At 66.4% G+C, this 23,324-nt stretch carries 17 protein-coding genes; 10 read left to right on the forward strand and 7 right to left on the reverse strand.

Annotated elements, in window-relative coordinates:
* Positions 1 to 196 precede the first annotated feature (196 nt).
* The gene (locus IPM20_10950; GenBank protein MBK9132136.1) at positions 197 to 2,206 is read left to right on the forward strand and encodes a sodium-translocating pyrophosphatase; all 2,010 of its coding nucleotides are present in this window, start codon (positions 197 to 199) and stop codon (positions 2,204 to 2,206) included.
* Positions 2,207 to 2,248: 42 nt separating this feature from the next.
* On the opposite strand, the gene IPM20_10955 is transcribed toward IPM20_10950, so the two are convergent.
* Positions 2,249 to 3,514, reverse strand: a complete 1,266-nt coding sequence (locus tag IPM20_10955; GenBank protein MBK9132137.1) for a 6-phosphofructokinase — start codon at positions 3,512 to 3,514, stop codon at positions 2,249 to 2,251.
* 229 nt (positions 3,515 to 3,743) lie between these two features.
* Between IPM20_10955 and IPM20_10960 the strand changes: the two genes are divergently transcribed.
* From IPM20_10960 to IPM20_10975, 4 genes are all read left to right on the forward strand, one after another.
* A complete protein-coding gene (locus IPM20_10960; protein ID MBK9132138.1) occupies positions 3,744 to 4,844 on the forward strand; it encodes an adenylate kinase in 1,101 nt (366 codons plus the stop codon).
* A gap of 29 nt (positions 4,845 to 4,873) precedes the next feature.
* Positions 4,874 to 5,890, forward strand: a complete 1,017-nt coding sequence (hemB, locus tag IPM20_10965) for a porphobilinogen synthase (protein ID MBK9132139.1) — start codon at positions 4,874 to 4,876, stop codon at positions 5,888 to 5,890.
* Between the two features lie 116 nt (positions 5,891 to 6,006).
* Positions 6,007 to 6,870 (forward strand): shikimate dehydrogenase, encoded by an 864-nt coding sequence (gene aroE, locus IPM20_10970; protein ID MBK9132140.1) that lies wholly within the window; start codon positions 6,007 to 6,009, stop codon positions 6,868 to 6,870.
* Positions 6,871 to 6,973: 103 nt separating this feature from the next.
* Positions 6,974 to 7,816, forward strand: a complete 843-nt coding sequence (locus tag IPM20_10975; protein MBK9132141.1) for a hypothetical protein — start codon at positions 6,974 to 6,976, stop codon at positions 7,814 to 7,816.
* Between the two features lie 13 nt (positions 7,817 to 7,829).
* Here IPM20_10975 and IPM20_10980 read toward each other — a convergent pair whose 3' ends face one another.
* Positions 7,830 to 8,372 (reverse strand): gamma carbonic anhydrase family protein, encoded by a 543-nt coding sequence (locus tag IPM20_10980; protein ID MBK9132142.1) that lies wholly within the window; start codon positions 8,370 to 8,372, stop codon positions 7,830 to 7,832.
* A 177-nt stretch (positions 8,373 to 8,549) separates the two neighbouring features.
* Between IPM20_10980 and prlC the strand changes: the two genes are divergently transcribed.
* The gene (prlC, locus tag IPM20_10985; GenBank protein MBK9132143.1) at positions 8,550 to 10,589 is read left to right on the forward strand and encodes an oligopeptidase A; all 2,040 of its coding nucleotides are present in this window, start codon (positions 8,550 to 8,552) and stop codon (positions 10,587 to 10,589) included.
* Positions 10,590 to 10,646: 57 nt separating this feature from the next.
* Here the strand turns inward: prlC and IPM20_10990 are convergent, their stop codons facing one another.
* Both IPM20_10990 and thiC read right to left on the reverse strand, forming a co-directional pair.
* A complete protein-coding gene (locus IPM20_10990) occupies positions 10,647 to 11,750 on the reverse strand; it encodes a GGDEF domain-containing protein (GenBank protein ID MBK9132144.1) in 1,104 nt (367 codons plus the stop codon).
* A gap of 232 nt (positions 11,751 to 11,982) precedes the next feature.
* The gene (gene thiC / locus IPM20_10995) at positions 11,983 to 13,863 is read right to left on the reverse strand and encodes a phosphomethylpyrimidine synthase ThiC (GenBank protein MBK9132145.1); all 1,881 of its coding nucleotides are present in this window, start codon (positions 13,861 to 13,863) and stop codon (positions 11,983 to 11,985) included.
* Positions 13,864 to 14,323: 460 nt separating this feature from the next.
* Here thiC and IPM20_11000 point away from each other — a divergent pair, with 460 nt between their 5' ends.
* Positions 14,324 to 14,977, forward strand: coding sequence for a protein-L-isoaspartate O-methyltransferase (locus IPM20_11000; protein MBK9132146.1), 654 nt, complete (start codon positions 14,324 to 14,326; stop codon positions 14,975 to 14,977).
* A 55-nt stretch (positions 14,978 to 15,032) separates the two neighbouring features.
* The gene (locus tag IPM20_11005) at positions 15,033 to 16,355 is read left to right on the forward strand and encodes a TolC family outer membrane protein (GenBank protein MBK9132147.1); all 1,323 of its coding nucleotides are present in this window, start codon (positions 15,033 to 15,035) and stop codon (positions 16,353 to 16,355) included.
* A gap of 180 nt (positions 16,356 to 16,535) precedes the next feature.
* Here IPM20_11005 and waaA read toward each other — a convergent pair whose 3' ends face one another.
* Together waaA and hldE are read right to left on the reverse strand one after the other, a co-directional pair.
* Positions 16,536 to 17,819: a lipid IV(A) 3-deoxy-D-manno-octulosonic acid transferase gene (gene waaA, locus IPM20_11010; GenBank protein ID MBK9132148.1), complete on the reverse strand. Its 1,284-nt coding sequence runs from the start codon at positions 17,817 to 17,819 to the stop codon at positions 16,536 to 16,538.
* A 51-nt stretch (positions 17,820 to 17,870) separates the two neighbouring features.
* Positions 17,871 to 19,325: a bifunctional D-glycero-beta-D-manno-heptose-7-phosphate kinase/D-glycero-beta-D-manno-heptose 1-phosphate adenylyltransferase HldE gene (gene hldE / locus IPM20_11015; protein MBK9132149.1), complete on the reverse strand. Its 1,455-nt coding sequence runs from the start codon at positions 19,323 to 19,325 to the stop codon at positions 17,871 to 17,873.
* A gap of 95 nt (positions 19,326 to 19,420) precedes the next feature.
* Between hldE and lpxL the strand changes: the two genes are divergently transcribed.
* Positions 19,421 to 20,386, forward strand: a complete 966-nt coding sequence (gene lpxL, locus IPM20_11020) for an LpxL/LpxP family Kdo(2)-lipid IV(A) lauroyl/palmitoleoyl acyltransferase (GenBank protein ID MBK9132150.1) — start codon at positions 19,421 to 19,423, stop codon at positions 20,384 to 20,386.
* A 77-nt stretch (positions 20,387 to 20,463) separates the two neighbouring features.
* Positions 20,464 to 22,230: a lipid A export permease/ATP-binding protein MsbA gene (gene msbA, locus IPM20_11025; GenBank protein MBK9132151.1), complete on the forward strand. Its 1,767-nt coding sequence runs from the start codon at positions 20,464 to 20,466 to the stop codon at positions 22,228 to 22,230.
* A gap of 16 nt (positions 22,231 to 22,246) precedes the next feature.
* Here the strand turns inward: msbA and IPM20_11030 are convergent, their stop codons facing one another.
* Positions 22,247 to 23,314 carry a glycosyltransferase gene (locus IPM20_11030; GenBank protein MBK9132152.1) on the reverse strand — a complete coding sequence of 356 codons (1,068 nt, stop codon included), beginning with the start codon at positions 23,312 to 23,314 and terminating at the stop codon, positions 22,247 to 22,249.
* Positions 23,315 to 23,324: the final 10 nt, after the last annotated feature.

Below are 23,324 nucleotides of genomic sequence, written 5' to 3' on the forward strand. Positions count from 1 at the left end.
TTGCGCGGAGAGAACCTTTTACCTATGCTTGGTACCGCTCAGTCTCGGAACACAAGCCAAACTACGTCGCTGGCGCGCATCGCAGCGCCGCATGAACCGGAGGGGTAGCACCGCCGCGATAGTTCAGATCCTGCCGTCAGCCGTTTGGCCAGCCACGAACGCCGCCGTTCTTTACAACAAAAGAGAGGGGGAAATCATGGTCAGTCTGCAAATGGTACCACCGGTATTGGGAGTGTTGGGTCTCTTGGTCGCCTTCCTGCTGTATGTCGCGATCCGGCGGTATCCCGCCGCGGAGGGCCGTATCGCCGAGATCGCCGAGGCCATCCAGCTCGGCGCGATGGTCTTTCTGCGGCGCGAGTACAGCATCCTCGCCATCTTCATCCTGGTGGTCGGCCTCCTCATCCTGATGTCCCCGCTGGGGGTCAATACCGCCTTTGCCTTCGTGCTGGGCGCGCTGGCCTCGGCCGCGGCCGGGTATATCGGCATGTACGCCGCCACCCGCGCCAATGTGCGCACTACCATGGCGGCGCACAATGCCGGCGCTCCGACCGCGCTCACCATCGCCTTTTTCGGCGGCTCGATCATGGGTCTCACCGTGGCCTCCATTGGCCTGATGGGGCTCGGGATTTTGTACCTGCTCTTCGGGGGTGACCCGCAGAGTTCGTTCGCCATCCACGGCTTCGGGATGGGGGCTTCCAGCGTCGCGCTGTTCTCGCGCGTCGGCGGCGGCATCTACACCAAGAGCGCGGACGTCGGCGCCGATCTGGTCGGGAAGGTCGAGGCCGGGATTCCGGAGGACGATCCGCGCAATCCGGGCGTGATCGCGGACAACGTCGGCGACAACGTGGGCGATGTGGCCGGCATGGGTTCGGACATCTTCGAATCCTATTGTGGCGCGATGATCGCGACCATCGCGATGGCCTCCACCATGGCGCTGGACAAGCTGGCGCAGCTCGGCGAACGCCAGGACCTGATGTTCCTGCCATTGGCGCTCGCATCGGCCGGCCTGGTCTGCTCGGTGCTGGGGATCCTGCTGGTGCGACAGTTCTCTTCCAGGTCGCCCGAGGTGGCGTTGCGCACCGGCACCATCAGCGCCTCGGTCCTGTTCATCGTGGCCGCCTACTTCGTCGTGCAGGCCGTCGGTATCACAGCCTCGGTATGGGGGGCGGTGCTGGTCGGATCCGCTGGCGGCATCATCATCGGCCTGGTAACGGAGTACTTCACCGGAGGCAAGCCGGTGCGGCGGCTGGCGCAGTCGGGCGAGACCGGGCCGGCCACGGTGATGATCACCGGGATCGCGACCGGGATGTACTCCGTCGTGATTCCGGTACTGACGATCTGCGCCATCATCTTCATCTCCACCCAGCTGTGCGGGCTATATGGTGTCGGCATCGCCGCCGTCGGCATGCTGGCCACCGTCGGTATCACGATGGCGATCGACGCCTACGGACCGGTGGCGGACAATGCGGGTGGCATCGCCGAGATGGGCGGGCTCGGCGCCGAGACGCGCAAGATCACCGATTCGCTGGATGAGCTCGGCAATACCACCGCGGCGATCGGCAAGGGATTCGCGATCGGCGCCGCGGCGCTGGCGGCCCTGGCCATCATCACCGCCTTCGTCCAGGACGTCTCGCTGCATGTGCCCGATTTCAGTCTCGATCTGGGCGATCCGGAGGTGTTGACCGGGCTGTTCCTCGGCGGCATCTTCCCGTTCCTGGTGGCGTCCCTGACCATGACCGCGGTCGGCGATGCCGCCTTCGACATGATCAAGGAGATCCGCCGTCAGTTCCGCGAGATCCCCGGCCTGCTCGAAGGCACCGCCCGGCCGGATAATGCCCGCTGCGTCGACATCGCGACCCAGGCCGCGCTCAAGCGCATGGTGCTGCCGGGGGTGCTGGCCGTGGTGGCGCCGGTGGTGGTCGGCTTCGGCATCGGGCCGCAGGCCCTGGGCGGCATGCTGGGCGGCGCGCTGTTGGGCGGCGTGTTGCTGGCCCTGACCATGTCGAATGCCGGCGGGGCGTGGGACAACGCCAAAAAATACGTCGAAAAGGGCAACCTGGGCGGCAAGGGTTCCGATGTCCACAAGGCCTGTGTCGTCGGCGATACGGTCGGGGATCCGTTCAAGGACACCTCCGGTCCCTCGATGAACATCCTGATCAACGTGCTCGCCATCGTCAGCCTGGTGATCGCGCCGCTGTTGCGATGACGGTGGAATCGCGCGGGCGGCACTTGCCGCCCGCGCAGACCCTTACTTCAGTTCGAATCCCGCCGTGAGCCGTTTCGGAACCGGCACGTTCTTCGTCCGTACGTACGCCGGCAGGCCGTTCTTGTAGGGCGGATAGTCCTCTCCCCGGATGAGCGGCAGCAGATAGGCGCGGCACGCCGCGGTGATGCCGAAGCCGTCCTTCGTGATGAAATTCTTCGGCATCATCTTTTCCACGTTGGCGACCTTGTCGAGTGGGGCCAGCCCGATCTTCCAGCGATACGGGCGATTGGAGAGGCGCTCGATGGTCGGCATGACGGCGTTGTGACCCTTGAGCGCGAGCTGCACCGCGGCCTTGCCGACGGCGTAGGCCTGATCCACATCCGTCTTCGAGGCAATGTGGCGCGCGGCCCGTTGCAGATAGTCCGCCACGCCCCAGTGGTATTTGAGACCAAGTCGTTGCCTGATCAGAGCGGCGATCACGGGGGCGACGCCACCGAGCTGCGCGTGACCGAAGGCGTCGCGCAGGCCCTGATCGGACAGGAACTTGCCGTCGCTTCCCCGCACACCTTCGGAGACCACGACCGAGCAGTAGCCATATTGACGCACCATGGCGTCGACCCGGGCCAGAAACCGGTCCGCCTCGAACGGGATCTCCGGGAACAGGATGACGACCGGCAGGTCGAGGTCCGCGTCGGCGGCGAGTCCTCCGGCGGCGGCGATCCAGCCGGCATGGCGGCCCATGACCTCGAGCACGAAGACCTTGGTGGAGGTCTTGGCCATCGATGCGACGTCGAAGCTGGCCTCGCGCGTCGAGACCGCGACGTACTTGGCCACCGAACCGAAGCCCGGGCAGTTGTCGGTGATCGGCAGATCGTTATCGACGGTCTTCGGGATGTGGATGGCCTGGACCGGGTAGCCGAGACTGGCGGATAGCTGTGAGATCTTGAGACAGGTATCCGCGGAATCGCCGCCGCCGTTGTAAAAGAAATAACCGATGTCGTGCGCCGCGAATACCTCGATCAGGCGCTCGTATTCACGCCGGTTCTGTTCCAGTCCCTTGAGCTTGTAGCGGCAGGAACCGAACGCCCCGGACGGTGTGTGGCGCAGCCCGGCGATGGCGCGGCGGGTTTCCCTGCCGGTATCGATCAGGTCTTCGGTCAGGGCGCCGATGATGCCGTTACGGCCGGCATATACCCGGCCGATCCTGTCCCGGTGCTGGCGCGCGGTCTCGATCACGCCGCAGGCGGAGGCATTGATGACGGCGGTGACGCCGCCGGACTGTGCGTAAAAGGCATTGCGTCGGGTCATTGCGGATCCCCTCCCTAGTCATGACATGGCCGAACAGAACGCGAACGCTTCGACTCCATAAAATACGCTTTGCAGGGAAGAGAAAAAACGGTATAAGCATACGTCATGTCATTTGTCTGCCTGATGAGCGCCGTCATGGATGCGGCCGCTCCGCTCCTTGAGTTGACAAGATATTGAAATCGTTGATCTTTATGAAAAAAGACCAATAATTTAGGACGGGGTAAACGATATGAGAATCGTATTGCTGGGGGCGCCAGGCTCGGGGAAGGGGACACAGGCCAAGTTGCTGACGGAGCAATACCGGGTGCCGCAGATCTCGACCGGGGACCTGCTGCGCGCCGCGGTCAAGTCGGGGACGCCGCTCGGCCTGCAGGCCAAGGCGGCAATGGATGCCGGCCGGCTGGTATCGGACGATCTGGTGCTGGCGATGATCCGCGAGCGTCTGTCGCAGCCGGATGCCCGCAACGGATTCATTCTTGATGGATTTCCCCGCAATCTGGCGCAGGCGCAGACCCTGGATGCGATGCTCGATCGCATGGAACAGCCGCTTGATGCCGCCCTCCTGATCGATGTCGACCTCGATATCCTGATGCAGCGCATGACCGGGCGCCGCACCTGCGAGTCCTGCGGCCAGACCTACAACATCTACAGTTCGCCGTCCAAGCTGGAAGACCGCTGCGACAAGTGCGGGGGCAATCTGCGTCACCGGGCGGACGACAACGAGGAGACCATCGGCAACCGGTTGCGGGTCTACGAGGCGCAGACGTCACCGCTCATTGAATACTATCGCGCGCAGAACCGGCTCAAGACCGTGCAGGGTGTGGGCGAGATCGCGCATATCTTCGCCGCCATCAAGCAGGTCGTGCAGGAGGCCCAGCGCGCCACGCAGGTGGCCAAGGCGGCCATGGCCGCGCCCGCCGTCCCGGCTACGCCGGCAGTGACCGCAAAAGCCGCCGGCGGCAAGCCGGCGGTGAAGAAGACGGCGGCGGCCAAGGCGAAGCCCGCCGCAGTGACCAAGAAGGCGGCGCCGAAGAAGAAACCCGCTGCGAAGAAGAAGCCCGCCACCAAGAAGAAGCCGTCAAGACCAACGGGCAAGAAGACGGCCGTGGCCAGGAAGAGGCCCGTTGCGAAGAAGAAACCCGCTGCCGGCAAGAAGGCGACCGTCAAGAAGAAAACGCTCGCCCGTGCGAAGCCCGCGCTGAAGAAGAAGGGCGCGACGAAAAAGAAGGTCGTTACGAAGAAGACCGCCGCGAAGAAAAAGCCGGTGCCGAAGAAAAAGGCCGTGATAAAGAAGAAGGTCAAAGCGAAACGCCCGGCACGCCGCAAGTGACGGCTTGGGCCGTGCGCGGCTGCTGAGATATGACTTCATCATCCAGAGATTTTTCGGGCCGCTATCCGGGTCGGCGCCTGCGTCGCATGCGGCGCAGTGATTTCAGCCGCCGCCTGATGCGCGAGACCCGCCTCAGTGCTGACGATCTCATTTACCCCGTTTTCGTGCTGGAAGGCGAACGCCGCCGCGAGGCGGTGCCGTCCATGCCGGGCGTGGAGCGGCTCAGCATCGACGAACTGCTGGGCGAGGCCGCAACGGTCGCCGCGCTGGGCATCCCGGCGCTGGCGCTGTTTCCGGTCACCCCGCCCGAGCGCAAGTCGCTCGACGCGCGCGAGGCCTACAATCCGGACGGCTTGGCGCAGCGCGCGGTGCGCGCGCTAAAGCAGGCGCTGCCCGGTCTCGGCGTCATCACCGATGTCGCGCTCGACCCGTTCACCACCCACGGACAGGACGGGCTGATCGACGACACCGGTTATGTGGTGAACGACGCGACAGTCGAGGTGCTGGTGCGCCAGGCCTTGTCGCATGCCGAGGCGGGCGCCGATATCGTCGCGCCCTCGGACATGATGGATGGCCGCATTGGCGCGATCCGCCGGGCGCTGGAGGAGGCCGGCCACGTCAACACCCGCATCCTCGCCTACGCGGCGAAGTATGCCTCCAATTTTTACGGTCCCTTCCGCGACGCCGTCGGTTCGGCGGCCAATCTCGGCGGCGGCGACAAGTACAGCTACCAGATGGATCCCGCCAATTCCGATGAGGCCTTGTGGGAGGTGGCGCTCGATCTGGAGGAAGGCGCCGACATGGTCATGATCAAGCCGGGCCTGCCTTACCTCGACATCGTGCGTCGCATCAAGGACGAATTCGGGGCGCCCACGTTCGTCTATCAGGTCAGCGGCGAATACGCCATGCTGAAGGCGGCGGCGGAGCGCGGCTGGCTGAACGAGCGCGCCGTGGTCATGGAAAGCCTGCTGGCGATGAAGCGCGCCGGCGCGGACGCCATCCTGACCTATTTCGCCCGCGAGGCGGCCGCCTGGCTGAAGACCTAGCGCGGGAAAAGTGTGGAATCCGGGGGTCGCGCACCGTTCCCGGACTTCCGGCGCCCCGCGTCCGCACCATGACCCGGATTCTTGTATCTTTCCGCCTGACTCTTTAACCTCGATTCATGTCTTCGCTGTTTGATTTCGACGCCCCCCCGGACCGCTACGCGGTGATGGGCAATCCGGTCTCGCACAGCCTGTCGCCCGCCATCCACGCCGAGTTTGCGCGCCAGACCGGCCAGCGTCTGGTCTACGAGGCGATCCAGGTGGACGAGGGCGGGTTCGAGCAGGCGGCCGGGAATTTCAGCGCCGCCGGCGGCAAGGGGCTCAATGTCACCGTGCCCTTCAAGCGCGTTGCCTGGGACTGGGTCGAGCGGCGCAGCGCGCGCGCCGAGCGCGCCGGTGCGGTCAATACCATCCGCTTCGATGCAGATGCCACCTTCGGTGACAACACCGACGGCGTGGGTCTGGTGCGCGACATCACGCTCAATCTGGACGCCGCCATCACCGGCCGGCGCGTGCTGATCGCGGGCGCGGGCGGCGCGGTGCGCGGGGTGCTGGCTCCCATTCTCGAACAGGGTCCGCGCGAACTGGTGATTACCAACCGCAGCGTCGACAAGGCCCTGGAACTGGCGGAGCAATTCTCCGACGCGGTGTCGCGGGTGAGCGCTTGTTCATTCGAGGCCCTGGCCGGACGCGAATTCGATCTGATCATCAACGGGACGGCGGCGAGTCTGCACGGCGCGGAACTGCCCCTGCCGCCGTCGGTGCTGGCGCCGGGCTGTGTGTGCTACGACATGATGTACGCGGCGCGGCCCACGCCGTTCCTGCGGTGGGCGCAGGCGCACGGCGCGGCGCGCGCCGTGGACGGTCTGGGCATGCTGGTCGAGCAGGCGGCGGAATCCTTTTTCCTCTGGCGCGGCGTGCGGCCGGAGACCGCGCCGGTGATCGTGAAGATGCGCGCGCTGCTGTCTTCCCGGGCGGGCTGAGCACGGCGCGGCGGATTCTGCGCGAAATTTCTGTGACCTGCGTCTAAAGTTCTCCCGGATTTCATCCGACACAGGGCCGTATCCCTGTCCACGGAAGCGATCGATGAATCTTGCCAATGTCAGCGCCTGGGGTGCGAGTCGGCACCCGGCGGCGCATTCGCACCGAGACGGATCGGCAGCGACGCGATCCGGTGCGGTGCGCGGCGCCGACGCCGCGCACCGTTGCCGCGGGGCGCATGCCAAGGCGCCGACGACGCTGTCGACCGAGCGCGCATTGGCCGTGGATATGAGCCAGTCGCGCAGCCTGCAGCTCGATATCACGACCGCGGAAGGGGACCGGGTCACGCTCACCTTGTCCGATGCCCGTTCGCTGCGCCTGGCGGCGAGCCAGGCATTGGATGGTGCCTCATCGGCGTTTGCCCTGGACGCCTCCGTGTCGATGCGCGGGAATATCGCCTACAGCGTCGAGGGTGAACTGAGCGCGGAGGAATCCGCTGCCATCGACGGGCTGCTCGCCCGCGTCGACGAACTCGCCGGCCGCTTCTTCAGCGGGGATATCGCGGGATTGCTCACGCAGGCGGGCGAATCCGCCTTCGACATGGAGGGCTTGGCCTCGTTCTCCCTACAGATGGACATGAGCCGCGATATGCAGGCTACGGCCGCCTACCGTTCGGTGCAGGCCATGGCGGGCGGAGCCGCGATCGAGACCCTGACCGGTTTCATCAGCGCCCTCGACGTAGCGCGCGAGTCCAGCGCCGGATACAAGGATCTGTTCGATGGCTTGCTGAAGGCCGCCACGGAATTACTGGGTTCGGCATCGGGCGCCGGACCGGCGGACGCGGTTGCGAGCGGGAATTCCGCCCTCAGTCTGCTCGATCGCATGCTGTCCGCGCTGGATACGGCGCAACCCGCAGCCACGGAAACGCCGGCCACTGCGGCGGCATGATTGCTCGCCGGATTCAGCTCGCGGGCGACTCCTGCAGATGGCGGTCCTTGAGTTGGACGTAATGCCGCGCCGAAAATTCCAGGTACTCCAGTTCCTTTTCCGTCAGGGCCCGCGCCCGTTTCACCGGGCTGCCGAGGTATAGAAACCCGCTCTCCAGCACCTTGTTCGGCGGCACCAGGCTGCCGGCGCCGATCATGACGCGGCTTTGGATGACCGCGCCATCGAGCACGGTGGAGCCCATGCCGACCAGGACCAGATCCTCCACCGTGCAGGCGTGCAGGATGACGCCATGGCCGACGGTGACGTCAGCGCCGATGATCAGCGCCCGTCCGCCGGGGTTGAAGCGGTTGTCCTGCGTGACGTGCAATACGGAGCCATCCTGGATGTTGGTGCGCGCGCCGATGCGGATCGCCTGCACATCGCCGCGCGCGACCGCCATCGGCCACAGCGAGACATCGTCGCCGAGGACCACATCACCGAGCACCAGCGCGGACGCATCGACGAAGGCGCGCGCGCCTAGGAGCGGTGTCTTGCCGGAAAAATTTCGTATTGCCATGATATGCCTCGGCCGATTCGGGTGCGAAGCTCAAGGGCCGCATGTGTTTGGCATCCGGTCCTGAGTTGACCACGGCCATGCGCCATGGCCATGATGTCCCCATGGTACATTACCGGGACGGACCGGTGAACGGTAGGGAGCAGGGCGCGGCGCATGGATACGAATACAGGGGCTCAGATGGACAATCCGCTGCTGGCGGCCGAGGGACTGCCGGCTTTCCACGCGATCCGGGCCGCGCACGTCGTGCCCGCCATCGAGCGCGTGCTGGCGGATAATCGCGCCCGCATCGACCGGCTGCTCGAGGCAGGCGGGGAGTGTGACTGGGACACGCTGGTCCGTCCGCTGGAGCATCTCGCCTACCGCCTGAACCGGGTGTGGTCGCCCGTGGGCCACCTGAATGCGGTGGTCAACACGCCCGAGCTGCGCGAGGCCTACAATACCTGCCTTCCCCTGCTGAGCGCCTATGCGAGCGAGCTGGGCCAGAACGAGGGACTCTATCGCGCGTACCAGGCCGTCGAGCGCCGCGCGGATTTCGGCCGCCTGCAGCCGGCGCAGAGGAAGATCGTCGAGAACGCGCTGCGCGACTTCCGCCTTTCCGGCATCGCCCTCGATGAGCGCGACAAGGCGCGCTACCGCGAGCTGATGCAGGAGCTCTCCCTGCTGACCGCCCGCTTCGAGCAGAACCTGCTCGACGCCACCCAGGCCTGGAGTCGTCACGTCGAGGATGAATCCCTGCTCGCCGGATTGCCGGAGCTGGCGCGCGCCATGGCGCGGCAGACGGCGCAGCAGCGCGGACAGGAGGGCTGGCTGTTCACCCTGGAATATCCCTCCTACAGCGCGCTGATGACCTACGCTGATGATCGCGGGCTGCGGCGTGAGATGTACGAGGCCTTTGTCACGCGCGCGTCCGATCAGGGGCCGCACGCCGGGCGTTGGGACAACGGGCCGGTGATGGAGCGGATCCTGGCGCTGCGCCACGAGGAGGCGCGCCTGCTCGGTTTCGCCAACTATGCCGAGCGTTCGCTCGCGACTAAGATGGCGCGCGATACGCGCCAGGTGGTCGAATTCCTACGCGATCTGGCCGCCCGGTCCCTGCCGGGCGCACGGCGCGAACTGGAGGAGTTGCGTGCCTTCGCCCGCGCGCAGCTCGGACTGGAGGAGCTTGAGGCCTGGGATGTGATGTACTGTTCAGAGCGCCTGCGCCAGCATACCTACGCGGTCTCGCAGGAGGAATTGCGGGCCTATTTCCCCGCGCCGCGCGTGCTGGCCGGGCTGTTCGAGATCGCGCGCCGGCTCTACGGGATGTCCATCGCCGAGATTCCAGGCGTCGAGACCTGGCACCCGGACGTGCATTTCTACGAGATCCGCGACGCGCACGGCGAGGCGCGCGGACAGTTCTATTTCGATCTCTACGCGCGTCCGCACAAACGCGGCGGCGCCTGGATGGACGAGTGTCTCGGACGGCGGCGCCTGGACGGGGAGACCCAGATCCCGGTGGCCTACCTGGTCTGCAACTTCACGCCCCCGGTCGGCGCCGAGCCGGCCTGTCTGACCCATGACGAGGTGCTGACCCTGTTCCATGAGTTCGGGCATGGCCTGCACCACATGCTGACACAGGTGGACTATCCCAGCGTGGCCGGGATCCAGGGCGTGGCCTGGGACGCGGTGGAACTGCCCAGCCAGTTTATGGAGAACTGGTGCTGGCAGTCCGAGGCGCTGGGCCTGATCTCGGGCCATCGCCATACCGGCGCGCCGCTGCCGGCGGAATTGTTCGAACGCCTGCTGGCGGCGCGCAATTTCCAGTCGGGCATGAAGATGCTGCGCCAGCTCGAATTCGCGCTGTTCGACTTCCGCCTGCATCTCGACTACGATCCGGCCCGTGGCGGGCGCGTGTACGAGATCCTGCAACAGGTGCGCGACGAGGCGGCGGTGCTCAAGCCGCCTTCGTTCAACCGCTTCCCGCACAGCTTTTCCCATATCTTCGCCGGCGGTTACGCGGCCGGCTATTACAGCTACAAATGGGCGGAGGTCCTGTCCAGCGATGCCTTCTCGCTGTTCGAGGAGCGGGGGGTGTTTGATATGGAGACGGGGATCCGTTTTCTCTCCACCGTGCTGGAACAAGGCGGATCGCGCGATCCGCTCGAGTTGTTCGTGGAGTTCCGCGGGCGCGAGCCCCAGATCGACGCCCTATTGCGTCATCACGGCCTGGTGGCCTGAAGAAACACGGGACTCTGCAGAGGGGACGGATTTCAGATCTGTCCCCGGCCGATCATCTCAGGCGGCCGATGCCGGGCGGGCGGGAGATTGCGGTGGTGGCGGTTTGCGCCAGGCCGTGGTGCGGTTGCGGCCTCCGTTCTTGCTCTGGTAGAGCGCCGCATCCGCCTTGTCCATCAGTTCCTGGCTGTTGATGGCGTCGTCGGGACAGGTGGCGATGCCGATGCTGACGGTGGTCGAGACGCGCGCGCCGCTTTCATCGAATGAGCAGTTTTCCACCGCCATGCGGATGCGTTCCGCGACTTCGAGCACCTGGCTGGTCGAGGTTTCCGGCAGCAGCAGGACGAACTCGTCGCCGCCGTAGCGCGCGAGCGTGTCGGCGTCGCGCATGCGTTCGCGTATGGTATTCGCCACCATGATGATCAGGCGGTTGCCGGCCTCGTGTCCGTAGCGGTCGTTGACCTCCTTCAGGCCGTCGGTGTCGATCATCATCAGCGAAAAGGGATGGCCATAGCGACCGTAGCGCTTCATCTCCCGCTCGTGCAGGGTTTTGAACGCGCGCATATTGGGCAGTCCGGTCAGCTCGTCGGTTTCGGAAATCGACACGATGCGCCGCTTCGCATGATGGATGTCCGCCGACAGCATGGTGGTCAGGTAGGCGACGAGCAGGAAGGGGCCGAAGGTCGACATCAGTTCGCTGAAGGTCTGCAGCGAGAATACCTCGGTGCCGTAGGCCGAATACCCCATGAGCAGATACCAGCAGGAGATCAGCGCCACTTCCATCAGGGTGACCAGTTTGCCCAGCGTGAGCGCACAGGCGATGATGACGAGCAGGTAGAGATTGAACAGCGGGCTTTCGACCTTGCCGGTATGCCACAGCAGCACGCTGATGAAGGCGATCATCGCCCAGGTTTCAAGCGCCAGTTTCCAGCGTGATTCGGAGCGGTAGAAATTGATGTAGCGGAAGGCGATGACGAAGGCGGCGAAGCCGACCATGGCGCCGACGACATGGCCGCGATCCGTGATGACCGCGGTCGGCACGAAGAGATACAGCAGTCCGAGGATCAGCAGCAGCCATTCGATCTCGGCGATGCTGCGCGAGAATCCGCGCAGTTCTTCCTGTTCGACGTCCGGCTGGCGGGCGGCCGTGTTCGTTTTTTTCATTGTGCGTCGATCCGTCTTCCCGGTCCGTCTGGCGCCGGAGCGGCCGCAATCCCGGAAGCTTCCGTGATCCCGGCTCGTCCAGGGCCGGGCCGGCGGCGGGCGCAAGGCTCCGCGGCGCAGCCGGCTTGCGAAGCATAACGGCGCGCGGCGGAATATCTTGAATGAAGCCGGGGCGTCCTCCAGCGCTGGAACGTCTCCAGCCGGAGGTGCTTATAAGACGGATTCGGAAGGCTCAGACCTGCTTGTACAGCAGGGCGCCTTCGCGGGTGAATTCCGCGGCCTTCTCCGACAGACCCTCGTCCAGGGCGGCCACGGCATCGCCGATGCCCTTGTCGCGGGCATAATCACGCACTTCCTGCGTGATCTTCATGGAGCAGAACTGCGGACCGCACATGGAGCAAAAATGCGCGACCTTGTGGCCATCCTTGGGCAGGGTTTCGTCATGGAAGTCGCGCGCCCGTTCCGGATCGAGGCCGAGGTTGAACTGGTCTTCCCAGCGAAACTCGAAGCGTGCCTTGGACAGGGCGTTGTCACGGATCTGGGCGCCGGGGTGGCCCTTGGCCAGGTCCGCCGCGTGGGCGGCTATCTTGTAGGTGATGATGCCCGCGCGCACGTCCTCGCGATCGGGCAGGCCGAGATGTTCCTTCGGCGTGACATAGCACAGCATCGCGGTGCCGTACCAGCCGATCATGGCCGCGCCAATGGCGGAGGTGATGTGGTCGTAGCCGGGGGCGATGTCGGTGGTGAGCGGCCCCAGAGTATAAAAGGGCGCCTCGCCGCATTCGCGCAGCTGCTTGTCCATGTTCTCCTTGATCATGTGCATCGGGACATGGCCCGGGCCCTCGATCATGGTCTGCACCTCGTGTTCCCAGGCGATGCGGGTGAGCTCGCCCAAAGTCTCCAGCTCGGCGAACTGGGCCGCGTCATTGGCGTCGGCCACGGAACCCGGCCGCAGGCCGTCACCCAGCGAGAACGAGACGTCATAGGCCTGCATGATCTCGCAGATTTCCTCGAAGTGGGTGTAGAGGAAATTCTCCTTGTGATGCGCCAGACACCATTTCGCCAGAATCGAGCCGCCGCGCGAGACGATGCCGGTGAGGCGGCGGGCGGTGAGCGGAACATATGCCAGCCGCACGCCGGCGTGGATGGTGAAATAGTCCACGCCTTGCTCGGCCTGCTCGACCAGGGTGTCGCGGAAGATCTCCCAGCTCAGTTCCTCGGCGCGGCCGTCGACCTTCTCCAGCGCCTGGTAGATCGGCACGGTGCCGACCGGCACCGGTGAGTTGCGGATGATCCACTCGCGCGTCTCGTGGATGTGCTTGCCGGTCGACAGATCCATCGCCGTGTCGGCGCCCCAGCGAATGCCCCACACCAGCTTCTCGACCTCCTCGGCAATGGAGGAGGTGACGGCGGAATTGCCGATGTTGGCGTTGATCTTGACCAGGAAGTTCCGTCCGATGATCATCGGCTCGACTTCCGGGTGGTTGATGTTGGCCGGGATGATCGCGCGTCCGCGCGCCACCTCCGCGCGCACGAACTCGGGGGTGATGTCACGCGGGATGGCGGCGCCGAAGGATTCCCCCGCGTGTTGCTGCGTCAGGACCTGCTCACGCAGCTCGGCGCGGCGCAGGTTTTCCCGGATGGCGACGAATTCCATCTCCGGGGTGATGATGCCGCGCCGCGCATAATGCATCTGCGTGACGTTGCGCCCGGCGCGCGCGCGGCGGGGTGGGCGGATGTGCGCGAAGCGCAGCGGCGCGAGGGCGCCGTCGCCGGCGCGCAGCCGGCCGTACTCCGACGTCGGAGCGGACAGCAGTTCGGTGTCCGCGCGCGCCTCGATCCACGGCGCGCGGATGGCGACCAGGCCCAGGCGCAGGTCGATTCCGACGGCGGGATCGGTATAGGGACCGGAGGTGTCATAGACGGTGATCGCCGGATTAGGTTCACCACCGGCCTGTGTCCGCGTCTCGGCCTGGCGGATCCGTCGCATCGGCACCCTCAGGTCGGCGCGGCTACCGCTGACGTAGACCTTTTCCGAGTTCGGGTATGGCCGGATGACCGTTTCGTTGAGACGAATGGCGTCGTCGAGAATGGTTTCAGGGATCGCGCTCATTGTATCTACCTCCGGCGTGTTGCGCCGCCTCCGGATCGGTGTCTGCGGATGGACGGCGGGGCGGCGGCGCGTGACCGCGCGTGAATTCGTGGCAAGCCTTCGCGGGATGGTCCGGCCCGGGTCTCCGGGAGGCCTCGGGCCGGGCTTCAGCGCCGGGCTATTCCTTAAATGTAATACAGAACACTACAGGGCAACGCCCGCCGGACACGCTGACCATTCGTTCGCCTCCCCGCGTCCGCGCACCACGGGACGGTGCCGCGCACAATGCGCTTGAATCTAGCCGATATGGTAATCCGATGCAAGCAAGCTGCCGGTAAAATCCTTGTGTATCAGACGGTAATAACCGTGTGCGGACCCGGTTCCCGGCGCGGATTCTTGCGCGCCCGTGGCAAAACGAATACCCTTGACGAGCACTTGGGGACGCGACAGGCAACGGTTAAGAAGCAGGAGAGATGGACCGATGGAACTGAAAGCGGCACGGTTCAACATGATCGAACAGCAGATCCGTCCATGGGACGTCCTCGACCAGGGGGTGCTGGATCTCATCGGGGAAATTCCCCGCGAGGATTTCGTTCCCGAGCCCTATCGCAGCCTTGCCTACGCCGACACCGCCATCCCGCTGGGCCATGGCCAGGTGATGATGCATCCCAAGGTCGAGGCGCGGCTGTTGCAGGCGCTGGACCTCCATGCCACCGATACCGCGCTCGAGGTCGGCACCGGCAGTGGTTATCTGACCGCCTTGCTCGCCAGTTCGACGCACCATGTCTACAGCGTCGATATCCTGCCTCATTTCAAGGAACAGGCCGAGGAGAGGCTCGCCGTGCATGGCATTGATAATGTCACCCTGGAAGTCGGAGACGCCGCGCGGGGCTGGCCCAGACATGGCCTGTATGATGTCATCGCGATCACCGGTTCCTTGCCGGAGCTGCCGTCCGCCTTTCTGCAGTCACTGAATCGCGGTGGGCGCCTCTTCGCCGTGGTGGGGACGGCTCCCATCATGGAGGCGGTGCTGATCCGCCGGGTCGGCGACGCCGAATGGAGCCGCGAAAGCCTGTTCGAGACCGATCTGCCGATGCTGATCAACGCCCCGGCCACCGCCCGTTTCGTCTTTTGACAGGCCATCGCGTTGAGCCGGGTCGGTCGCGCAGTGTTCCCCAATGAGGAAATCCATGCGTAATAAATTGGTGTCTTGCGTGAGCGCCGTCGTTCTCTCGTTCGGCAGCTTCACGGCCATTGCCGAAAACCTGGGGGATGTGTACCAGCTCGCGCTGCGGAACGATCCGGTGCTGAAGTCCGCCGCCGCCGCGCGCGACGCGGCGCTGGAGGCCAGGCCGCAGAGCCGCGCCCTGCTGTACCCGGCCCTCTCGTTCAGTGCCGGCTACGATCGTACGCGCGAGGACGTCAAGGAGATCGGCGTCGGCACGCCAGGCGTTTCGACCTTCGACAGCAGGGTCTATGCATTGTCCCTGAACCAGCCGCTGTTCAATCGCGACTATTTCGTGCGCCTGCGGCAGGCGGATGCGACGGTGGCGCAGGCGGACGCCGTCTACCACGCGTCGGAACAGGACCTGATCGTGCGCGTCGCGGCGGCCTATTTCGGCCTCCTCGCCGCCGACGATAACCTCGAATTCGCCCGCGCGGAGAAGAACGCCATCGAGCAGCAGCTCGAACAGGCGAAGCAGCGCTTCGACGTCGGCTTGATCGCAATCACCGACGTGCATGAGGCGCAGGCCGCGTTCGACCTCGCCAAGGCGCGCGAGATCGTTGCCACCAACCAGCTCGCGAGCAGCCGCGAGGCGCTCTACGAGATCACCGCCCAGGCGATCGATACGGTGGCGCCGCTCGGGGCCAGGATCCCGCTCGCCAGTCCCGATCCGGCCGATATCGAACACTGGGGCCAGGTCGCGCTGGAACAGAATTTCGCCCTGCTCGCCGCGCAGTTCGCCGAGGAGTCGGCGCGCCAGGAGGTCAGCCGCCAGCGTGCGGGCCATTATCCGACCCTGGATCTTACGGCGAGCCTCAGCCGTGCCAATGACGACGGCGGCGTGACGGGAGAGACCGATGTGGAAGACCGCACCATCGGTCTGCAGTTCACCCTGCCGCTGTATCTCGGCGGGGCGGTGAACTCGCGCACGCGCGAGGCCGCCTACCGGCTGACGCAGGCGCGCGAGGACGTGGTGAGCCAGCGCCGCGCGATCCTGCGCCAGACCCGCGATGCCTATCTCGCGGTGGTCGCCGGCATTAACAGCGTGAACGCCTTCGAACAGGCCAGGGTATCCGCGCAGAGCGCCCTGGACGCCACCCAGGCCGGGTTCGACGTCGGCACCCGCACCACGGTCGATGTGCTGGCCGCGCAGCGCGATCTGTTCGCGGCGCAGCGCGAATACGCCCAGTCGCGCTACGACTACATCCTGAACCTGCTGCGCCTGAAGCAGGCCTCCGGCCTGCTGGTGCCGCCGGATGTCGAAGAGATCAACCGCTGGCTGCAGTAAAATGCAGGGCTGAGTCCTCAGGACTGAGGACCAAGGAGAAACCCTTAAAAAACTGCGGTGCGGACGGGTGTCAATGTAGCCCGGATGAAGGCGCGTGGCGCCGGAATCCGGGGAGACCGAATTCCCGGATTCCGCTGCGCTCCATCCGGGCTACGATTTGATCTTTCACTCAGTCCTTAGTTAGTCCTTGGCACTAAGTCCTGTAGTTAGCATTTCCCCGATCATCCCCAACAGGCGTTCCAGCGCCCCGCGATTTCGCAGGACGACGCCGTGCGCCCGTTTGCCCATGTCGGCGGCCTGTTCCGGATGGCGCAGCAGATCGATCACCGCCCCGGCAAGTTCGCCCGCATCGTTCACTTCGCGTGAACCGCCGGCCTCCCGCAGCAGCCGGCAGATCTCCGAAAAATTGAAAACATGCGGTCCGTGCAGTACCGGACGGGCGAGGGCGGCGGGCTCGAGCGGGTTGTGCCCGCCACTGGGCACCAGGCTGCCGCCGACGAAGGCGACGTCGGCCGCGGCGTAGAGCAACATCAGTTCGCCCATGCTGTCGCCGAGGTAGACCGCCGTATCTGGCGCGCAGGGCCGTTGTTCACTGCGGCGGACGACGGGCATGCCATGTGTCCGGCACAGTTCCGCGACGCGGTCGAAGCGTTCCGGATGTCGCGGCACGAGCAGCAGAAGGAGGTCGGGTATTTGCCCGCGCGCGCGCGCATGGGCCTCGAGCGCGAGCGCTTCCTCTCCATCATGGGTGCTCGCCGCGATCCAGACCGGACGGCGTTCCCCCCACCCGTCACGCAGGGCCTGCCCGCGTTCCCCCAGGTCCGGCGCGACGGCGAGATCGAATTTCAGATTGCCGGTCACGCGCACGCGGTCGCGCGATGCGCCCAGGGCGAGGAAACGCTCCGCATCGGCCTCGCCCTGGGCGGCGACGAGCGTGACCTGTTCCAGTGTGGCGCGCGCGAGCCGCGCGACACGGCGGTAACCGGCGGCGGAACGCGCGGACAGGCGCGCGTTGGCGACGATGAGCGGGATGCCGCGCGCGGAACAGGCGGCGTACATGTTCGGCCACAGTTCGGTCTCCAGGATGACGGCGAGCGCCGGACGGGTGCGCGCGAGAAAACGCGCGACGGCGCCCGGCAGATCGTAGGGCAGATAACCATGGAGCACCCCGGCGCCGAATTCCCGGGTGACACGTTCCGAGCCGGTCGGCGTCGTCGTGGTGAAGATGATCGGCCGCTGCGGATGGCGCTGCTGCAGTGCGCGCACCAGCGGGAAGGCGGCGATGGTCTCGCCCACCGAGACCGCGTGGATCCAGATGGCGCCGGGAGGCGGCGTGCGCGGAAAACGGCCGAAGCGCTCGGGCCAGCGCCGCAGATAGGCCGGTGCGCGCAGGCCGCGCCGCAGCAGGCGCAGCAGGACGAACGGCAACAGCAGGTAAAGCGACAGGGTGTACAACAGCCTCATGGGCATGGCGCCGGACGTCTCATGTCCCCGGCCGGCGCCCGCCCGGGCGGCTCATTTCCCGGTGTCTCCGCCTCTCGGCGCGACGCCGTGGCGGATCGCCTCGATGATGCGGCTGGTGGAGCAGTTCTCGACATAGTCGAGGATGACGACGCGGCCGCCGCGCGCGCGGACACAGTCGCCGCCGGCGACATCGGCGGCATTGTAGTCCCCCCCTTTGACCAGCACGTCGGGCTGCACGTGGCAGATGAGCTGTTCCGGCGTGTCCTCGGAGAACGGCACCACCCAGTCCACGCTCTGCAGCGCGGCGAGGACGGCCGCGCGCTGCGCCAGCGCGTTGACCGGCCGGTCGGCGCCCTTCAGGCGTTTCACCGAGGCGTCGTCGTTGACCGCCACGACCAGGCGGTCGCCGAGACGGCGCGCCTGATCGAGATAGCTGACATGGCCGGCGTGCAGGATGTCGAAGCAGCCGTTCGTCATGACGACGGTCTCCCCGCGCGCACGGGCGCGCGCGACGCGGCGCAGGAGTTCGTCCGCCTCGGTCACCCCGGATTCGATCTTGTCCTGGTCGTACAGGGCGTGATCGAGCTCCTGCAGGCTGACGGTCGCGGTCCCGAGCTTGCCGACCACCACCCCCGCCGCGATATTGGCGAGCGCGGTCGCCTCGGCGAGGTCGGTGCCTACGGCGCAGGCGGCGGCGAGCACCGCGATCGCGGTATCGCCCGCGCCGGTGACATCATAGACCTCGCGCGCGCGCGCGGGCAGGTGCAGGGGCGGGTGGTTTTCGCGCAGCAGGGTCATGCCGCGCTGGCTGCGCGTGATCAGGAGTGCTTCCAGCTGAAGCTCGCGCCGCAGCGCCTCTCCCCTGGCGACCAGATCCTCGTCGCCGGTGCAGTGACCGACGATGGCCTCGAATTCGGCCAGGTTCGGCGTGAGCACGGTCGCCCCGCGGTAGCGGGAAAAGTCGCTGCCCTTGGGATCGACCAGCACCGGCTTGCCCAGCGCGCGCGCGGCGGCGATCAGCGCCTGCACCTCATGCAGCGTACCCTTGCCGTAGTCGGACAGCAGGACGACGTCGGCCTCCCGCGCCAGTGCGGGGAAGGAGTCGCGCACCTCCTTGAGGTCTCCGCGCGCGAAGTTGTCCTCGAAGTCGAGACGGATGAGCTGCTGGTGCCGGCTCAGTACGCGGAGCTTGGTCACGGTGGCGAACTCGGGACGGCGGATCAGGCGGCAATCCACTCCGGCCTGGGCGAGCCGCTGCGCGAGGACATCGGCCGCCTCATCCGCGCCGGTCAGGCCCATGACGGTGACCCGGGTGCGCAGGGCGGCGATGTTGAGCGCGACGTTCCCGGCGCCGCCCGGTCGTTCCTCGGCATCGCGAACCGCGACCACGGGGACCGGGGCCTCGGGTGAGATGCGCGAGGTCTCCCCATGCCAGTAGCGGTCGAGCATCAGGTCGCCGACCACGAGTACGCGTCCCTGCTCGAAGGGGGGAATTCCGATCTTCATCGTCGCAATCTCCGCCGGCACGTCAAAAAAGCTGCCGGAATGATACCACAGGGACCGGACCCGGACGTTTGCCGGGGTGGTGCCAGCATACTAGAATGCGCGGACGAATTGATCCCGCGCGCATGCCGATGACCGCCCCGCCGTTTCCATTCCGACTGCTCTCGCCCCGCCATTGGCCGGCCTGGCTGCTGCTTGGTCTCGCCTGGATTACGGTGCAGCTGCCGTATCGCGCCGTGCTGGCCGCGGGTGGTCTGCTGGGGGCGCTGTTCCGGCACCTTTCGCCGCGCCGCCGCCGGGTCGCCGACACCAATCTGCGGCTGTGTTATCCGGGGCTGGATCCCGAGGCGCGCGCGCGCCTGTTGCGCGATCACTTCCGGGCGCTCGGCATCGGCCTGCTCGAGACCGCCATGGCGTGGTGGCTGCCGCAACGGCGCCTGCGGCCCCTGATCGCCGAGGTGGAGGGGCTGCGACATCTGCAGGAATCGCTCGCCGGCGGGCACGGCGTGATCCTGCTGAGCAGTCATTTCACCACCACCGAGCTGGGGGTACGGCTGCTGGATTTGCTGGTGCCGATCAATCCGATGTACCGCCGCCACGAGAATGCCGTCGTCGACGATATCATGCACCGCAGCTTCGGTGCCTACTTCGAAACGGTCATCCCGCGCGATGACGTGCGCGGGATGCTGCGCTGTCTGCGCCAGGGCCGTGCCGTGTGGTATGCGCCGGACCAGAACTACGGCCGCCGCGGCCATGTCTTCGCGCCCTTCTTCGGGATTCCGGCGGCGAGCAATCCGGCGACGGGCCGCTTCGCGCAGATGGGCAAGGCAGCGGTGATCCCCTATTTCGCCAGTCGTCTGCCCGGCGCGCGTGGCTACCGGCTCACGCTGCTGCCGCCGCTGAGCGGATTCCCCAGCGGTGACGAGGTCGCCGACACCGCGCGCGTCAACGCCATTGTCGAGGCCGAGGTGCGCACGATACCGGAGCAATACCTGTGGGTGCATCGCCGTTTCAAGACCCGCCCGCCGGGTGAGCCTGGTTTCTACGATACGCCCGCCCGTTGAGAGCGATCGGCGGCGGCGCGATTCCGCGGCGGCAAATGGGGTAATATGGTAGGCCATTTCCCGTAACCGGTCGCAGCATGAACAGCCGAGCGCTTTATTTCCGTTTGTTGGGATATGTGCGGCCGTACCGCCGTCTGTTCGCCTTCGCCCTGCTGGCGATGGTGGTCGCCGCCCTCACCGAGCCGATGATGCCGGCGCTGATGAAACCCCTGCTCGACGAGACCTTCGTCAACCGGGATCCGGCGGCGATCCGCCTGATGCCGCTGCTGCTCGTCGTCCTGTTCGTCGCCCGCGGCGTGGCCTCCTATGTCAGCACGGTGGCGCTGGCCTGGGTCGCGAACAAGGTGATACTCGACCTGCGCGAACTGATGTTCGCCCGCCTGATCGAACTGCCCGAGAACTACTTCGCCGGACATTCCACCGGCGAGATGATCTCGAAGGTGACCTACAACGTGAACCAGGTCGCGACCGCGGCCACCAACGTGCTGGTGGTACTGGTGCGCGACAGCCTCGCCGTGCTCGGACTGTTCGGCTGGATGGTCTACCTGGACTGGAAGCTTGCGCTGATGTTCCTGCTGGCGGCGCCGGTCATCGCATTGGTGGTGAAGACCATCAGCTTCCGCCTGCGCCGCCTGAGCCGGGCCCAGCAACAGACCATGGGCGGGATGACGCAGGTGCTGGAAGAGGCCGTCAAGGGCAGCCGTGTGATCAAGGTCTACGGCGGCCAGCGGCATGAGGCGGGACGCTTCCACGACGTGGCCAACTGGGTGCGCCGCTACAGCATGAAGATCACCACCGCCGCATCGGCGAGCGTGCCCCTGGTACAGTTGATCACCGTCGGCGCGCTCGCCATGGTGATCTATATCACCGCACAGAATCCCGCCATGACGGTGGGCGGTTTCGTCTCGTTTTTCGGCGCCGCGGCCATGCTGTTGCCGCCAATCAAGCGCCTGACCGGCGTGAACGAGCAGCTGCAGCGCGGCCTCGCCGCCGCGGAGAGCGTGTTCCAGCTGTTCGACGAGCCGCCGGAGACGGATGCCGGAACGCGCAGCCTGGGCCGCGTGGCCGGCCGCGTCGAATTCGACGGCATCGGTCTTGCGTACGAGTCGGCGGCCGGCGCGGCGCTGCAGGACATCACCCTGGCCATCGAGCCCGGAGAGACAGTCGCCCTGGTCGGAACCTCCGGCGCGGGCAAGTCCTCGCTCGTCAATCTGGTGCCGCGTTTCTACACGCCCTCGGCGGGCCGCATCCTGATCGATGGCATCGACATCCAGCAGATCCGGCTCGCCGACCTGCGCGCGAACATCTCGCTTGTGACCCAGGACGTGGTGCTGTTCAACGATTCGGTCGCGGCGAACATCGCCTACGGGGCGGCACGCGGCTCTTCCCGCGAGGCGATCGTCGCGGCGGCCGAAGCGGCCAACGTGATGGAGTTCGTGGCCGGATTGCCGGAGGGGCTCGATACCGCGATCGGCGAGAACGGCCTGCGCCTTTCGGGCGGCCAGCGCCAGCGCCTGGCGATCGCACGCGCGCTGCTGAAGAACGCGCCGATACTGATCATGGATGAGGCGACCTCGGCGCTGGATTCGCGCACTGAGCGCCAGGTGCAGGCGGCACTCGACAACCTGCGCCGCGGCCGCACCACCATCATCATCGCGCACCGTCTTTCCACGGTGGAGAACGCTGATCGTATCGTGGTGCTGGAGCGCGGGCGCATCGTCGAGACGGGCACGCACCGGCAGTTGCTGGCGGCGGACGGGGCGTATGCCCGTCTCTATCGGGCGCAGTTCGCCGGGGAGGACGCGGGCGCACCGTCGGCGGTCCCGCCCGCCGCGGAAGCCTGAGCACCGGCCGCCGCGCTCAGGCGCGCAGCAGCGTCCGGTAGAGGTCGAGGTAGGCCGCGATGACCGCCGTCTGGCTGAACTGCATGCCGACCTTGGCGTGTCCCGCCTGTGCGAGCCCCGCGCGCAGCGCGTCGTCTTCCAGGAGGATCCCGATGGCGCGCGCCAGCGGCGATGCCTCGCCGCAGGGCACCAGCATCCCGTCGATGCCGTCGTCGATCAGTTCGAGCGCGCCCTCGTTCGCGCTCGACAGTACGGGTCTGGCATGCGACCAGCTTTCCAGGATTACGTTGCCGAGCGGTTCGTGTCGTGAGGGACAGACGAACAGGTCGGCCAGCGCGTAATAGGGCCCCGGTTCCGTTTGCCATCCGGCCCAGCGCAGCCGATGCTCCAGGCCGAGCTGCGCGGCCTGCCGTTGCAGCCCGGGGCGCTGCGGTCCGTCGCCGACCAGCACGGTGAATACCGGTCGGCCGCTGATCCGCTCCGGCAGCTGTGCCAGCGCCGCGAGCAGCAGATCGAATCCCTTCTTGGTCTTGTGGCGCCCGACGGCAAGTACCACCCAGGCGTCATCGGGCAGCGCGAGCTGTCGGCGCAACGCCGCGCGCGCGCCGTCCGGCAGCGGGGCCGGGTCGCCGACGAAGTTGCCGATGTAATACACCCGTTCCGCCGGCAGACCGCCGCGGATCAGGTAGTCGCACAGTCCCCGGGTATTGCCGATCCAGGCGTGGGCATGGCGGAAGTGGTCGATCTTGTAGTAACCGCCCAGGCGCGCAATATGGACCGGTCGCCGGCCGGCCGGCAACCGTGTCAGCAGCGTCGCGCGCGTCATATAGGTTTGCACGAGATCCGGTTGCCGGCGCCGGATCGCTCGTCCCAGCAGCCAGCGCGAGATGGGGTCGCGCTGATTGAACATCGGTACGCGGACCTGCGCGACCCGTCCCTCCAGTTCGTCACCGACCCGGCTGCCGGGCCGGCTGACGGCGATGACCTCCTCACCCGCCGCCTGGAGACCGAGCACCAGACGCATGAAGAAACTCTCCGCTCCGCCCAGTTCCCGACTGCCTATCACGTGCATGGAACGCATGATCCGGGTTCTC

The organism is Gammaproteobacteria bacterium, from assembly GCA_016716465.1.
In the GTDB taxonomy this organism is placed as follows: domain Bacteria; phylum Pseudomonadota; class Gammaproteobacteria; order SZUA-140; family SZUA-140; genus JADJWH01.